The sequence below is a fragment of the Pseudoalteromonas sp. KAN5 genome, assembly GCF_022846535.1.
Classification (GTDB): Bacteria; Pseudomonadota; Gammaproteobacteria; order Enterobacterales; family Alteromonadaceae; genus Pseudoalteromonas; species Pseudoalteromonas haloplanktis.
The window spans coordinates 3328579-3344869 of sequence record NZ_AP025589.1 but is presented as its reverse complement, the minus strand read 5'-3'; the positions used below and the strand labels follow the sequence as shown (position 1 = coordinate 3344869).

Annotated in this window: 10 protein-coding genes, 2 pseudogenes and 1 riboswitch; of the genes and pseudogenes, 2 read left to right on the top strand and 10 right to left on the bottom strand. The window is 40.6% G+C overall.

What is annotated here, in order from left to right; translation table 11 throughout:
* Positions 1 to 55: 55 nt before the first annotated feature.
* From KAN5_RS14870 to KAN5_RS14840, 7 genes and pseudogenes are all read right to left on the bottom strand, one after another.
* Entirely contained in the window at positions 56 to 622 is a 567-nt protein-coding gene (locus tag KAN5_RS14870) for a hypothetical protein (RefSeq protein ID WP_016710315.1), read from the bottom strand.
* A 119-nt stretch (positions 623 to 741) separates the two neighbouring features.
* Positions 742 to 834, bottom strand: a riboswitch (cyclic di-GMP riboswitch).
* A 123-nt stretch (positions 835 to 957) separates the two neighbouring features.
* Positions 958 to 4103, bottom strand: a pseudogene (locus KAN5_RS14865) (efflux RND transporter permease subunit).
* Between the two features lie 15 nt (positions 4104 to 4118).
* A pseudogene (locus KAN5_RS14860) lies at positions 4119 to 5296 on the bottom strand (efflux RND transporter periplasmic adaptor subunit).
* A 180-nt stretch (positions 5297 to 5476) separates the two neighbouring features.
* Positions 5477 to 6265 carry a PhzF family phenazine biosynthesis protein gene (locus KAN5_RS14855; protein WP_016710312.1) on the bottom strand — a complete coding sequence of 263 codons (789 nt, stop codon included), beginning with the start codon at positions 6263 to 6265 and terminating at the stop codon, positions 5477 to 5479.
* A gap of 15 nt (positions 6266 to 6280) precedes the next feature.
* Complete coding sequence (locus KAN5_RS14850; protein WP_016710311.1) at positions 6281 to 6766, bottom strand: pilin; 486 nt, start codon at positions 6764 to 6766, stop codon at positions 6281 to 6283.
* On the bottom strand, positions 6763 to 7590 hold the full coding sequence (locus KAN5_RS14845) for a hypothetical protein (RefSeq protein ID WP_244390015.1): 828 nt from the start codon (positions 7588 to 7590) through the stop codon (positions 6763 to 6765). The genes KAN5_RS14850 and KAN5_RS14845 overlap by 4 nt, the downstream gene beginning before the upstream one ends.
* An 80-nt stretch (positions 7591 to 7670) precedes the next feature.
* Positions 7671 to 8285, bottom strand: coding sequence for a SemiSWEET family transporter (locus KAN5_RS14840; RefSeq protein ID WP_016710309.1), 615 nt, complete (start codon positions 8283 to 8285; stop codon positions 7671 to 7673).
* A gap of 304 nt (positions 8286 to 8589) precedes the next feature.
* Here KAN5_RS14840 and KAN5_RS14835 point away from each other — a divergent pair, with 304 nt between their 5' ends.
* Together KAN5_RS14835 and KAN5_RS14830 are read left to right on the top strand one after the other, a co-directional pair.
* Positions 8590 to 9729, top strand: coding sequence for a PepSY-associated TM helix domain-containing protein (locus tag KAN5_RS14835; RefSeq protein WP_016710308.1), 1140 nt, complete (start codon positions 8590 to 8592; stop codon positions 9727 to 9729).
* A gap of 139 nt (positions 9730 to 9868) precedes the next feature.
* Entirely contained in the window at positions 9869 to 10924 is a 1056-nt protein-coding gene (locus KAN5_RS14830; protein WP_347881504.1) for a hypothetical protein, read from the top strand.
* Here KAN5_RS14830 and KAN5_RS14825 read toward each other — a convergent pair.
* The 3 genes from KAN5_RS14825 to KAN5_RS14815 all read right to left on the bottom strand — a co-directional run bounded on the left by KAN5_RS14825 (position 10912) and on the right by KAN5_RS14815 (position 16255).
* The gene (locus tag KAN5_RS14825; protein WP_244390957.1) at positions 10912 to 13749 is read right to left on the bottom strand and encodes a hypothetical protein; all 2838 of its coding nucleotides are present in this window, start codon (positions 13747 to 13749) and stop codon (positions 10912 to 10914) included. The two genes, KAN5_RS14830 and KAN5_RS14825, sit on opposite strands and share 13 nt — an antisense overlap.
* A gap of 434 nt (positions 13750 to 14183) precedes the next feature.
* Entirely contained in the window at positions 14184 to 15701 is a 1518-nt protein-coding gene (locus tag KAN5_RS14820) for a PH domain-containing protein (protein ID WP_244390013.1), read from the bottom strand.
* Positions 15698 to 16255 carry a PH domain-containing protein gene (locus KAN5_RS14815; protein ID WP_016710304.1) on the bottom strand — a complete coding sequence of 186 codons (558 nt, stop codon included), beginning with the start codon at positions 16253 to 16255 and terminating at the stop codon, positions 15698 to 15700. The genes KAN5_RS14820 and KAN5_RS14815 overlap by 4 nt, the downstream gene beginning before the upstream one ends.
* Between the last annotated feature and the right edge of the window lie 36 nt (positions 16256 to 16291).

The following is a 16291-nucleotide window of genomic DNA, read 5'->3' as shown; positions in this document are numbered from 1 at the left end:
TCAAAAGTACATAAAAAAGCCCACTCAAAGAGTGGGCCGAAAATGCTAACTAGCATTAAGGGGAAACTTGCTGCCAAGCTAGGTGCCAACTTTGCCCTACACCTGGTTCATAAAGCGGGTTATTTTCTTCTTTTACATTGCAAAACTGACTGAAAGGCCAAGGTTTGCATTTATATATTAAGCCCGTTTTCGGCTGTAATACTTTTACGCCGGCATTATACGTACTGCATTTTTCAGGGTAGATATAATCATATGCGGGCTTCACAGCAGGAAAGTCATCGCATTTAGCAATGCACTGAAACGTTAATTCAGCTCGGTTAATACCACAGCCCTCAAGCGCATAAATCTGATTTGAACGATAAGCAACAACCAAGCCTTGCTCTGTCATTCTACCCGCTTCAACAAGCGGTATATGGGTATTAATATACTGTGCAACATAGCGCGGCCAATTATGTGGCTCGCCCTGTTCCTCAGTGATAATTTCATATTTAAATGATAAATCGACTAGCTCTCCTTGCGTATCATAAAAAGTCACCGTCACCATATCACCAACAAATAATTGGGTATGATGATTTAGACAACCTATTGGCATCCAATTACCACAGGCCAATGACGTATGCATAAACACAGCAACACCTTAAGAACATCTAATAGGTACTATCCAGTATTTATTGGATAAAAGAAATACTTTTTCAATACGTTGTAGGGCTAATGACACACAGCGAGGTTAATATTACCCTGTGCGACGGCCCCGCTATCCTAGTTTTAGCATGCTAAAACCTTAGACCGGAAACTTTGCGTCCTAACCTTTCGATTAGTTTGCCAAAACAGCGTGAGTATAATGTGACACAGTACAAAGATCAAACTAAAGAATGTAACCGTGAATAAAAACCAATACTTAGGTTTATAAAAACAAAAAAGCCAACACATAAAGTATTGGCTTTTAATTCTCAGTATTTAACTGCTATATGCCTTAGGGTTTAATAGGTGAGCAGCCCTCATAAAAAAAGCTTTAAACATTTTACCTATATCACTCATGATAATGTATAAACACGGCACCAAAATTAAAGTAATTAGCGTTGCAAACATCACTGCAAAACCAAGTGCCACGGCCATTGGTATGACAAATCGAGCTTGCAAGCTGGTTTCAAACATGATCGGTAATACACCTGCAAAGGTTGTGATCGAGGTCAGTAAAATTGGCCTAAAACGCGCACAACCTGCTTCTATTACCGCATCTTTAATCGCGATCCCCTCTCGGCGCGCTTGATTAACAAAGTCAGTCATTACCAGCGAGTCATTAATAACCACACCCGCTGCTGCAATGATACCAAAACCAGACATTAAGGTCAGATCTAAGCCAAACCAGTAATGGCCCCAAACTGCGCCAGTTAAACTAAATGGGATCACCGACATCACAATCAAAGGTTGCGCATAACTTTTTAGCGGTACGGCTAATAAGATATAGACTAAAATCATCCCCCCCAAAAGAACATTACCTGTTGATTAGCTTGTGCCTGCTGCTCTTCAATTGCGCCACCTAGCTCCGATTTAACAGTAGGGAATTCTTCTTTAAGCTGCGGTAACAGTTTGTCTTTGACTTGATTTATTACTTCGTTTGGTTCAATCACTTCTTCATCAATATTGCCATAAACATAAACAGTACGATAACCACCTTCGCGACGAATATAGCTGATCCCAGGTGTTTCCGTCAGTTCTACTACATCACCAAGCAGCACTTCTTTGCCTTGCGGTGTTGTAACTACAGCATGTTTAAGTGATGAAAATGCTTCACGGGTCAATTTAGGGTAGCGCACCATAACGCGTACTTCTTCGCCACGGCGAATAACACGTTGTGCCTCACCACCGTAAAAACTGGCGCCGACTTGATTTGCAATCGACGCTAAATCCAAGCCTAAATCATATGCAACCGGTTTTAAGCTCATTTGCACTTCTTTACTGGCAGGATCGATGGTCGAACTAATATCAAACAAGCCTTCTTGTTGCTGTAATAGTTGAATAAAACGACGTCCTGCATCATTTAACGTGTCAATGTCTGAGCCATACAGTAAGTAACCAAACTCACCATCACCACCGCCTTGACTGTTCACATCATCATAAATCGTTAACGACTTAACGCCGGCAATAACTGGCATTCGTTCACGCCAGCGACGAGACAGCTCAAATGCATTATAAGGACGTAAATCCTCTTCAACCAAAGGCGCTAATAACTGTGCTTCTGTACGGCCTTGGTTAAACACTAATACATCTCGAACTAACTTATGCCCGTACTCACGCTCTGTTTCTTTATCGACCGCCACCACCATGGCTTCAATTTCACGTATTGCTTCGATAGTTTGCATATCAGAGACGTTATCGTTCATTTCTAAATTAATTTGCGGAAAATCGTGCGGGATCTTAGGCATAAAACCAGTGCGCACTTGGTTTGATGCAATCAGAGCAAAGGTAATAATTAGCAAAGCAATAAATGAGCAAAATACAGCCCATCGCCACTCAACGCAACGCACGATAAAACGTCGATAAGGTCCATTTACGAAACCAAAAAAACGCTTATTAAAACGCGCACGCCAACTATCTGGTTTGATCGGCGAAAAGTTAGTATGTGCAATGTGTGCTGGTAAAATCAGTTTTGACTCGATTAAGCTGAAAATTAAACACAGCATAACCACCACTGCAATACCGTAAAAGAATGCACTCTCAGGGCCTGAAGACAGGGTAAATGGCGCAAATACCGCCACAGTAGTTAGTACACCGAATGTGGCTGGAGTGGCGACTTTTTTAGCGCCATTAACCACATTAACAACACCACCGCCCTTCTTCTCTATTTCCGTATAAGCACTTTCGCCAATGACAATGGCGTCATCCACCACAATCCCTAGCACCATAATAAAGGCAAATAATGACAAAATATTAATAGTGACGCCAAACAATGGCATCATCATCATCGCACCTAAAAAGCACACTGGCAGACCAATCATTACCCATAATGCAAGCTTAAAGCGCAAGAACAACGACAGCATAATAGCCACTAAAATAGCACCTTGGATCAGGTTACTTAGCATCATCTCTAAACGCGCATTCAAGTAATAAGTCATATCCATTAATGGCTCTAAACGTACGCCCGGAGGTAACTCTTTATTTTTTTGATCTATAAATGCTTTTACTGAATCCGCAACAGGAATAATACTTTGTTCCTCTGTCGCTTTGACCGATAAGTAAACGGCGTTTTCACCATTAAACTTAAAGTAACGTTCGCCCTCAATGAACTGATCTTTTATCACTGCAATATCTTGCAGTAATACTTTTGCACCATTAGCACCAATTTTTACTGGTATTTGACGAAACTCTTCACCAGAGTAAAGTTGGTTTTCAACCCTTACGGATATGACACCTGAGTCGGTTTTCAGTTGTCCTGCAGAAAAGTTTGCTGAATAGCGGCGTACTGCAGCTGCGACTTCACTCAAAGTAAGATTATAACGGCGTAATGTATCAGGCTCTATCTCAATGGCAATTTCATCTAAAGGTACATCATTAACCACCAATGACACATTTGATAGCTGCAATAGCTCATCTTCTATGCGGTTAGCTATCGGTTTTAGCTCATCAAGAGGTAAATCGGCAACAAGCGTCATACCAATTACATCTTGGCGAAACTCAATCTGACTTATAGTGACCGGTTCCATTCCCGCGGGGAAAGTTGCAATACCATCAACTCGCAACTTAATTTTATCCAGCACCTCTGTTAACTCAGCATCAGTATTAATTTCTAACTGCGCGCTGCCACCATTTCGAAATGCCCGATAGGTGCCTTTTTTAATTTCAGTAATATCTTTTAAAGATTCTTCAATCTTAATTAAGATACTTTCTTCCATTTCTTGCGGCGATGCCCCTGGGTAATTGGCATTTATAGTAATGTAATTAATTTCAATGTTCGGGAACATCTGCCTTTGAATGGTTAAAAAGCTAATGATCCCCATCGCAATAATGAAAACCATCATTAAATTTGCCGCGACGGAGTTATTAGCAAAATAAGCGATCAGGCCGCTTTGTTTTTCATTATTAGGCAGTTCAGTGTTAGTCATAACGTAATCTACCTTTTATAGTTTTTCAGTGGCGGCACTATCTAGTGCATCCACTTTTTTAACATCCTGAACACCAGCGACTTTTACTGCCATGCCCTTTTGCGGATACTCAGGTAAGGTAAGTACGAGTTGATCATTCGCTTCTAAACCATCGCTAATGTAAAAATATTCCCCTTCCTCACGGATCACTTTTACTTTACGAGGCTCTAACTGTTGCTCTGCGTTAACAATCCACACAGTTTGATTATTGACTAACTCTTGCGGTAAACGGTAGATATTCTCCAACATAGCACCAGCAAAATTTACTTGCACATAGGTACCGTACTTAATCGCATGTTGCTTGTTTATTAGGCCATATGGGTCATCGATACGCACCACTAAACTGCTCATGCGGGTTGCGTTATCTACCACACCTAAATCACGGTCGATTTTAGCTTCGCGGCTAAAACCATGCAGTCCTGTTTTCATAACAGTTGCTTTTATACCTTTTACACGTTCTGGTAAAAATACACTGTCAAAACCAGCGATAGGGATAATAATTTCTGCAGTTTCAATATTGTTTAACTCAGCCACTTGTGTGCCCATATTGATATATTGGCCCACACCAATTTCACGACTCACAACAAGTGCATCATAAGGGGCTGTTACTTCGCAGTTATCTAGGTCACGTTGCGCGCGTTTTAATCTAGCTTGCGCTGACTTAACTGACGCCTCGGCACTAAGCACTTGTGGTTTACGTAAAAAAAGTGCGGTGCGTTCTTTATCTGGAAAGCGCTTAGCTTCATCTTCAGCTACTTTAGCTTGTGCTTGTTCTTCAATTAATTGCGCTTGAGCTTGAGCTAGTTCAGCTTGCGCTTGTAATAAAGCCGCTTGGTAGTTATCTTTTTCTATTGTGAATAAGATCTCACCACGAGCAACAATACCACCAGCAACAAAATTAGGGTGCCAGCTGACAACTTCACCTGACACCTGTGCTGATAACCGAGTGCTCTCCAGTGGCTTAACTTCGCCGTAGCTATTTATAACGACTTGATGGTTATTTGCTGCAACGGGTTCAACTCTCACCACCGGCCGTGTATCAACTACTTCTTTTTTTCTGGCTCTTGGGCAATCGCGTTGATCCCTACAAAACCAGCAACCCCTAAGCTTAGCGCAACAAATGGAAGCGCCCACTTCAATATCGTTGTTCGCATAATTACTACCCCTTAATTTTCTACTTGAGCCATAATACCAGAGCTAGATGAAACATTAAGGTGACATTTGTAAGCAACTGTTACAGAAACAACACGCTTACTTTAATTTTTTGCGATGACACACTGGTTATTGACTACAAAGCCAAGTATTTAAAACCCGCCGCGGTATCTTTAAACACATTACAAATAAAGTGTACCTTGCATATAGCGTACCGCATGACCTGTTAACGTTACCGTATTATCAGCGACTTCACAGTAAATATTCCCACCGCGGCTAGAAGCTTGGTAAGCGTTAAGCGAGGTTTTACCCAGCACGTGCGCCCAATAAGGTGCAAGGCCAGTATGGATAGAGCCTGTTACAAAATCTTCATCGCCGCCACTGGCAGGCCAAAAGTAACGCGAGATAAAGTCGTACTCTGTGCCCGGCGCTGTAGCCACTACATCCAGTGGGAATAAGGTTTTAAGTAATTTAGAATCCGTTTTAAGATTAATTATATCTTGCTCGCTTTTATAAACTGCAAAGTAAGCCTGTTTACTTTTCAACACCTTACATGGTTGTATAGACAAGCCGTTTAATAGTTCAACGGGTATATTTTCAGCCTCAATCGGTGCTTGCTTTGGAAAGGTCATAGCAAAGCTGCCATCATTATTTTTATTAATGATTAACTCGCCTACTGCAGCTGCCTGAAAACGAATTTGCGATAAATCATGCTGTTCACACAATACAAAAGCAGCCGCTAAAGTGGCGTGCCCACAAAAGTCAATTTCCATTAACGGTGAAAACCAACGAATGGCATAACTGCCATCGGCTTGTCGACAAGTAAACGCTGTTTCTGAGACATTATTTTCCGCGCCGATTTTAAGCATCAGCTCATCGTCAAGCCAAGTGTCTAAATCGATTACCGCCGCATAATTACCTTTAAATAACTCGTTAGTAAACGCATCTATTTGGTGGATAGTTAGTTGCATTGCTGTCCTTTAATTCTAAAAAGATCGGTTAATACATGATGACGGCAAAAGTTCTTTGGGTACATTAGTTTTGTTTTCACCCACCGCCTGCATACCTGTTACTGGCTGATCATACCCGCACAACCAAGTGATCGGGCTCGTTGGACTGCCGGTCACAACCGCTGGACGAAATGACAATATTGTTTTTTGTAATGGGGTTGATGCCTTGTTACCAAGGTTAATATGAATAGCACCACTTTCAACAGTAATGCTTGTGACTCTATTACCAATCAAAAGCTCAGCGTTCGGTACGCCCGCTTGTTCATTATTAACAGGAAACCGCCCTTGCTCTAAATAAAATGCAGCGACATCTTCGCGAATGGTTGCCGCCATGGCTAGTGGCTCTACAAGCTCACTACGTTGAATGTATTTACTATATTGCGGCAATGCTACAGAGGCTAGAATACCTATTATAGCTATAACCACCATCAGCTCTATGAGGGTAAATCCCTTGTATCTCATAATATTTCTCCAAGTGCAAAAATAGGCTGGTAAGCGTCTTTTAAAAATAGTGCGATAACAAGAACCATCACAATAGTTAGAACACTGATAAGTTTATTAAGGTGCGCGTTGGCATCTTGCTTTAACTCTAACGCTTTTTGTTTTACTAAAAAGGCAAACTCTTTACTTATATCTAAGCCGTGTAGTTGGCAACTGTGTAAGTGATCAAGCTCGGGAATATCCGAATTTTCTTTCAAGCCTTTAATTGGAAACTCAAGTATTGCTATAAGGGCAATATGCTGGCGCTTAATTTTTTGTGGAATTATAAAATCAAATATACTGGGGGAGTTATCAGCTTTAAGTAAATTACTTATTTGGCTTAAACGTATAGCACTGAGCCAAGTGGTTATAAAAAGGCATCCTAGTAATAATACAAATACGTACCAAAACTGCGTTACGTAACTAAATGAGCTATTCAGCTGCACCTGATAGTCATTAAATACAACTACAAAGGTTGGTATTACGTAAAGCTGATAAATAACATTAATCGCGATAAAAATGGCAAAAACAACCGCCAAGTAACTTACCTTATTTTTGTATTCAAAGCCGCGATAGTCAATTGTACTGGGTAATTGCTCGTAGCATAGGGCCAGCTTTTGCTGCTCATGCTCCGTACTACTATTTATAATATGTGCCGATAATTGCGTAGCAAGTGAACTGTCTGGCTGCCCACACTTATAAATACGTAAATGCCTAGCACTGCTTAATTGAGCTTTTTGCGCTGATGTAAGGTTACTTGATGGCAAAAATAATCGGCATAAATAGCCGAGCTGATTCCAGTTCATACTCTATCCTTTTTGTTTTGATAGAGTAATTTGCCATAAAACCAGTAACTTTTAAATTGAATGTTTTTTATTCAGGTAAATTAAATCATAGCAGGGCGTAATTTATAATATTGAATACAACCAAGTTGAGCGGCATTGGTGAGTAAGATCATTACAAACGTTAAAATATGCGAAGTACTAGGCGCTGCCATTGCAAGCTCTGCAAATAAGCCACAAACACCAGCAATAAACTGCAAGCTGAAATAACGGGCACTTAGGTTACTAATATCACCACTGCGCAATGTTTTATAGGTTTGTGGCATCACTCTTACTGAACTCATAATTAACCCTACAAAAGTAAGCCACGTAAGTACTGTTGCAACCTCAAGAGCTGGGTTGAGCAGCAGTAAGAATGGTAATAGGGAGAAGCCAAGCATAGCTGCTAGTTGCACTCGCTCTTCACGCTTTGCGTTATAACGCGCAAAATAATACAAAATTAATCCACTCAAACACCCCGTCACCACAAATGGTAATACCATGTAAAAGCGCGAAAAATACAAATTATAAGTAATGAAGTAAATACTTTGCGCCACACCAAAGCTCATCATCAATAGTGACAACCCTGATACACTGCGGTTTTTTCTAATTTTATTGAGTAGCGGTAAAAAACTAAACACCAAAATAAATGACGATAAAATAGGCAGGTAATGCGCCAAAGTAAACCTCGTTCGTTAGTAATTGATTAATAAGTTAGCAATGTATGAATAAAACAGAAAATTATTGTAAAGCACTGTTTTTACGTGCTTTATACAAGGGGCGGCATTGTAAAGATCTAACGTAAACAAGCAACCAACAGTACAAAATTAGTTCAGGTACAACGCGGCAAGATAAGCTTACAGTTGCCAAGTTGAAATGCTTTTATGTCGGCTAAAAAGCGACGGTTAAATTGCCGTCTAAAATTGAAATAACACTGAGAATTGTTATCATGCCAGTAAATTTACGTTAATAGCTAGTTGGCCCATGAGAAAAACACTTTTTAAAATACACAGCTGGATTGCCCTTTGCGCTTTAGTGCCACTCATCGTGATCAGTATTACTGGTAGTGTATTAGTATTTAAAAGTGAAATTGATGGCCTGCTGATGCCTGATAGCCACTTTGTTGTTAACAATTCCTTAGAGCGACAGCCTATTGATAACCTGATCGCAGTGGCAGAAAACACATTTCCGGATTATGTCGTAGGTAGTTGGGAGATTTTTAATGATAACACCGCCGATCGCGTTTATTTAGTAAAACGCGGTACTGACTCTTGGTATAAGTTTCATTTAAATCAATATACTGGAGAGGTTTTGTCGCAACCCGTTGGTACCAGCCACTACTTTACCGATTGGTTTTTAGAGCTGCATTACACCTTTTTACTCAATGATTTAAAGTCTTTACCAGGGCAAACGGGTACTGTTTTGGGTTTCTTCTTTGCAATATTTTTATTCGTACTCGGTGTAACCGGTTTAATTATTTATCGTAAATTCTGGCAGCGTTTATTTTCAGTGCGCTGGCGTGCAACGCTGCAAATTGTACTCAGTGATATACATAAAATGACCGGCGTACTGGGTTCACCGATTATTTTGATATTGGCGATCACTGGTGGTTACTTCAATTGGGCTGTGTGGTACCACGAAGTCGTGGAGCACGCTGAAGAAGAGCATTTTATACTCACTAATAACTTATACAGCGAGAACATTAATTTTCAAGCTATTCTTGATGATAGCAAAAAGCAGATCCCCACTTTTAACGGCACATTTTTAGTAATGCCACTTGAACCTGATGAAAATATCACGCTATTCGGCGAAGTGGATAGCCGTAACCCGCTGGCAAGCGAATACGCCAACACAGTTAGTTATAACAAACAAACCGGTGAACATATGGCAAACTGGGATATTCGCGAAGTGGGCATTGGTTGGCAAGTAATTGATAGTTTTAGAAAACTCCACTTTGGCTACTTTGCAGGTTTACTCAGTAAAATCTTATGGTGCGTCATTGGGCTAAGCCCAGTATGGCTTGCTGGCACGGGATTTTACTTATGGCTGAGTCGCCGTAATCGTAAAAAACAGTCTCAAAAAAACCGTAAGCACAGGCGCGCAACAAACGAATTAAATGCTTGATTAAATAATCACCTCAGCGTACTTTGATTGAAACGCTGAGGTAACTATGAAATTCTACTATTTATTACTTTTAATATGTTTATTAACGGCTTGTAAAAGTACGGAATCGCCCCCTCCCACAGCTCCATCACTTACGAGTTTGCTCAATCACTCGCTTTTTAAGTTACGCCCTGTTTCAACTGAGCAAGTTATTTTTCAACTTGCTAATAATGAAGTACAAACATTTCTAGCCTATGTAGAAAAACAGCGCCAAAATGATTTAACCGACGATATTATTGTTTATAACTACATTGAGCGTAGCTTAAATCATTTTAGTTATCACGGTGATACCCTTACAGCACAACAAACGATTGAATCAGCCCATGGTAACTGCATAAGCCTAGCGATATTAACGCAAGCTTACGCCAACTTAATTAACCTTGAGACTAGTTTTCAAGAAATGACGAGTGAACCGGTCTATGGTAAAGAAAGTAATCTAGTCTTTGTGGCTAATCACTTTCGCACTAAGTTATACCGCCCTTTAATTGAGAAAAAGGGTCATATCAACTTCATTAGACCAGGCGTGCTTATTGATTATTTTCCTTCACAGGGTAGTTTTTATGTCGGAACTGCCAGTTATGAGGATCTCGTTGCTAAGTATTACAGCAATCTAGCAGCTGATGCCTTGCTAAAGCAAGATTACGACTTAGTCTATAGCTTGCTATTAAAAGCGCATCAATACACTCCAAGCAACCCTGAATTATTTAATCTTGCAGCCATACTACACCGACGTGTTAACGACTTAACAACCAGCCAACAAATCTATCAAAAGGCACTCGATCAACAACTGCAAAGTTTAAACTTATTGAGTAATTATAAAGTTCTTGCTGAGGATATTGGGAATGAAATATTAGTTGCACAACTTGACTCATTATTAAGCGCACAAGAAAAAGATCCTTTCGAATTAATTGCGCTGGGTGAAAACGAAGCATTAAGAGGTCGATTAATGAGTGCTAAAAAGCACATCACTGACGCGATAGAAAAAGCACCTTATTTAGCTGAACCTTATGTCGCGCTTGCCAAAGTTCGTTATCAACAAGGTAATTTAAATGATGCTCACAAACTATTAAAACAAGCAATAAAACTTGAAAAAGACCAGCAGCAACGCAATGTTTACGCTGCAAAGCTGGCCTCTATTAACATTTACAGCGAATAATAAAACCCGAGCCAGCCTCTGAGCTCATCGGCAAAACTATCACCTTCAACTTTGACCAAGCCAAAGTCAAACTGCAGATCATTTAACCCTGCAGGACCAAGGCCAAAACTAAACGGACCTTGCCACTTAATACCGTAACTTTGGCCATACACGTGTTGATCAACTTGATGTTGTTGGTAATAAAGCCATGGCATGCCTTCTTCCCAACTAATCCCCCCTCCATAGCCTTGGTAGCGATTACCGAGCGCGCTATAAAAAGGGAGTTCTGGTGCAAAAACATAGTCACTGCGAGTGTTTTTTGATAATAAAGACGAGCTAAACCCACCCAATGCCAGCTCACTGTCATCTCGATATTGTTGGCTGAAATTGGCGTATAAAGGAATATCGAATATTTTGCCGAACAGCTGTGCAGCAAGATCATAGCCCTGCCAGTTTTGTATCTCATTGTCACCACTGTACCAGCGTGCATTAACCGCCTGGCCAATTGCAAAATCTTGTATGTCATAACTCCACGATTGCTTAACAGCGACTCTAAGCCATTGTGAACTTTGCTTTTGGTCATAAATTACATCATCTATTTCAGAGTAATTATAAGCCAACTCTGGTTGTACTTTAAATTCACCAAAACGCAGCGGTAAACTTGCAGCAAAGTAACCACCTTGTACTGATTGTTCTGCGAATAGGCTTTGTTGATACTGCTTGCTAGCATCCAAGTCATAAGAAAATAACTGACTATCGAGCTTCACCGCGAGCGCACTGTAACGCGCCTGAGCATAAATGCCTTTTAAGGCTGTGTCATGTAAGTCAATGCTATAGCCGAGTTGCCAATCAAGCTGCTTGAGCAGATCGCTGCCTTTAACACTGGCTGAAAGTAAAGCCGCAGCAGCAGAGTGATATTGCTCACCTAGCGCAAACGTGGCTTTTTGCTGCCATAAATCATAACTCATTTGCTCCCCGATAGGCTGTTGATAGACTTTAGCTTTTGGCAAAGTGTGCTCATTAACGAGTAATAGTGGTGCAATGCTCGTCGTTGCAAACTCTGTTACTTCTTCACTATCACTTAGCTGTAGCTTCATAATATCGGGGCCATCACTACTGATTGAGAAATACAGCAACTCTTGCTCTGTCAATGGTAACGGATTAGCGACTGCTTGCTGTCCTTGAGTTAGTTTAAATAAACGCTGAGAAGTTAAATCATAACGATAAATATCTGTAGAACCAGTAAGTCCCGCGACAAAATAGAGCTGCTTACCATCTTCACTCCAACTCGGTTGGGATAAATACTGATAACCCTTTGGCATAGGCACAGCCAAGGCTTTTTGCCCTTGCAAACCTTGTATATACAACTGCCAATTGTGGTTAAACTCCGTTTTGAGGAACGCGAGTTGCTGCTGATTTGGGTTAAGTACAGGGTAGTCGTAAACCGTTGCTAAACTCTTTTCAAATAATGGCTGACTTTGTCCTGTCTGTAAGTCAACTCGCACTAACTCCGAGTAACCGCCCTTAACTTGTTCGGCGTAAAGTACTTGTCCGTTTTCAGCAATAGTAAAACGCCTCAATCCTGCTAACTCGGTAAGCTGTTTTACTTCACCAGTTTTTGTATGCCAGCTAAATATGTCAGATAATCGTTGCAGCTCAAGGTGATCGACTCGACTATAAGCCGAAAAATATAGCACCTCGTCATTTAGCCACTGAGGGTTTTGCAAACCTGCGCGATTGATCTGATTAAGTAGCTGCTTTTGCTTACGTTTAAATATCACTGGCGGCTTATCGGCTATATCTTTAGGATCGTCTGCAAGTAACTCTTGCTGTGCTTTTTGAAACTCTTCAGCCGCCTCGAGGTTATCTTCTGTGCTATACAAGGATAACTGTGTTTTCCCCTCTTTATCACGTTCCACAACTGCAAGCTGTTGATTATTAGGTGATAATGTTGGGTTGCTGGCATATAAATCTAATTTGAGCCACAACTCACTAGTAAGTGACTGCTCACTTTGCTCTTTATTCATTGCTTGATAGGTATATTCGGCAATAAAACGTCTATATAGCTTACTTGCAGAGTCACCAAATACACCTGTAAAAGCCTCATCAAAATCACGCTGCTTTACACCTTGCATGCGGGTCCAAACTGCATCAAGAGTTTGTGTTGAGCTGTTTTTCTCTAACCAATCTAAAAAGCGTGAGCCCATTAGATAAGCCATAGAGCCAGCTAAATAACCACCATCAGTGCTATTTAACTGGCTATAGCTGGGCAGAGCCCCTTGCTGAGCAAACTCAGTTAAAATTGCTTCACTGTAGTTATCGAATAAGCGCCCACGACCTGTCATTTTTGATTCGAGTAACGTTGCGTAACCTTCGGCTACCCAGCGCGGCATATCGCTGTAGCTAATATCATAAAGATCCCAAATATTACGCAGTTTTTGACGCCATTGACTGCGTGTTGGTTGTGCCAAGTGCACTAAATGAATGTACTCATGTAAAACAAGTAACTGCTGCCAACCACTACTATTAGAAATTACCGTATCTGATTGCGGTGGTGTAGTAAAAAGTGCCATCAAGGGTTTATTAGACACAGGTAAAGCAAAGCCATTCGCTGCATTGAGCGGATCAAACACGACCACATCAACTGTTTCATCCAACGCACGATTTTGTTGCTCGAGCACCTTAGCGCGCACTATTTCTAACTCATTTGCAGCTGAGCGTGCCCAATCAGCATTCTCTTCGCTGTAATGAATATTAAAATGCTCTGTATGGATGGTTTGCCATTGTGGTGCCGCTTGCACATGGGAGGCTAAGAATAACGATAAAGTCAGTAGTGTTTTTTTCATCATGTTCCCTGATATTTTATTTATAACTATTATGGTCATAAATAAGCATAAAAAGAGAGCATAAAAATGTAAGAAAGCGTGTGCAACTGATTTGCTAGTCAAGATCCAACGGCTGTACTAAAGTGATCAACAAACTCACTATGAATATTGAAACGACAAATACCAATATAGTACGTAACACGCCAAGGCCCGCACTATACATAGCAAGGGTAATCAAACTACCAATAACAAACACCCCACAACGTATACAAGACTGTGAATTTTTTTTTCTGGCTACGTATGTTACACATTAATAGCAATACACAACAAAAGGCGATTAAACAAAGTACTAATGCCATCATAACCCCGCATTGAATGAGATAAGATGAGATTAAGTATAAAGTGAATTTAAAATAGATCAATGCAATTGATAATTATTTGCAATTGCATATTTTTTACATCCAACTTCGTAGATCTGATTCAGCTTGGTACAAAGTAAAGTTGATAATCTCATCAGCTCGTTCTGTCGTGAGGTAAGGCAAGGACACTATGCCTGCTGCAAGTTGTATAGACAAGCTCTTCAACTTCGCTTTACGCATCAAGAAAGTACTCGTACTGTGTGTGCTTTGTGCTTTATATAACTCAAAGACTCTATATTGTACGCCAATCATACCGCTGCGAAATACTCCATAAAAGCGGCCTTCATGTTGGTAAAAGTAATAACCATAACGACTATATGATAAATACACTAAAACGCTTAACAGCAAAAAGCTTAATACTCCATAAGCAGGTGTTAGCGTGTCGCTCATCATGCACAGCCCAGCAAAGAGTAAGCTAGGAATTAAGGCGTATACGAACATATTTTTAATTAATAATGCTCTTTCAACCCTTTTAAAATTAAGGGCCTTAAAATCAAGCCATGGATACAACCACTGACACACCTGGTTAACTTGCTCAACATCAAGCACGGGCATTACTAAACTTTGTTTACTCTTAGCGCCCGCAAAGCCACCGCTAGAAGCTTGGAAACATTGCACGGTATAACGCTTTAATAATCGCGCAATTAAGTTTTGCTTAATCACAATCGATTGCACTTTTTCAAAACTGACCGACAGTTGATGACGTTCTAACAACCCTGCAATGCGTTTAAATTTTCCTCCCTGAAAGTACAACTGATAATTGTAAAAGCGAATTAACGACATCAATATCGATAACAAAACCGCAATCACAACGATCACCACAAGTAGCGAAAAAACAGCTAACGCCGCTGCATCCACCAACATGCCAACTTCTTGCTGATAAAAAGATTCAAGGCGGTTGATCACGACTTCTTCTAGAAAATCCAGCATCACATTCATAAATGGCGCAAGCGCAGCCAGCGCTAAAATCGCCATGTTCGACATCAAGCCAAACTTCGCAACTTCTTTATTCGTTAGCGCTAAGTGATGTTCCATAGCATTTGGCCGTGTATCTTCATTACGTGGTTGCAACTCATCTGCTTGCTGCGTTTCTTTAAAAGCCAGCACCTGCTCGCGTATTTGTTCAGCATATTGAGTTGTCACCCCTGGTAGTACAGCCTCTTGACCCACACTACCTGCGGCATCAAAAATACAATTAACTAAGCCAAGTGGTTTAAAATAAAACGGCTCTGTAATATTAACGTTTTGCACCCTTAAAAAGTTAAGCGTTAAGCGCTCTTTTTTAAACACCCCTTTATTGAGCAAGATCTCATGCTCATCAGAAATACAAAAACGGAAGTTAACGTAATAGGCAAACGAATAAACCAATAACGCAACAACCGCTATTGCGACAGCTACCTGCCCCCAAAACAGCTTGTTTTGCACTTGGGTAACAAACACCACCAAAATTGGCAGTAAATTAAAAATACCGTCTTTTACAAATCGAAACGCAAAATGTAATACAAAATAACCAAGCGCCCAGGGCGATACACGCTGCCACACTAAGTTATTCATCCGACTAACTCATTATTATCACTAAGCGGCGCTGAACTATGGACAGATGTTTGCCTCGCTTCGGTGTACTTTTGAATAAATTGACGAATGTCTTTGCAATCGTCATGGCTTAAGCCACTGATATTAAGGTCTGCACTCATGCCACCCGCGCTGTATAATCGCAAGCTCGCCAAGCCCAATTTTCGCTCTAGGGGCCCACGATGAATTTCAGTATGTTGTATCCGTGCCAGCGGTAAAACAGTCACTTGTTGCCAGATAACCCCTTTACGATACGCAATATCATGCTCGCGCATAGCAATTCCTTTCAATCGTATACTTACGATATTATACAGTAAGGAGATAACCAAAATGCTTGGTAAAGCAATGAGTAACGGTGTTTGCGCAATAGCAGCAAAAGCGTGGTTAAAAAAGCAAACCACCGCTAAGGCAGCCATTAATGGAATATAAAACAATAGCCAACTTAGCTGAGCGTGTAATAACGCCTTTTCTGCAAGCGGCTTAAAAATAATTTTTTGATGTTGAGGCAAGGCGTCTAATTGGTGGTTTTCGAACACTTTAATTCCTTAAAAGCCAACGTAGTAAGGCGTTGG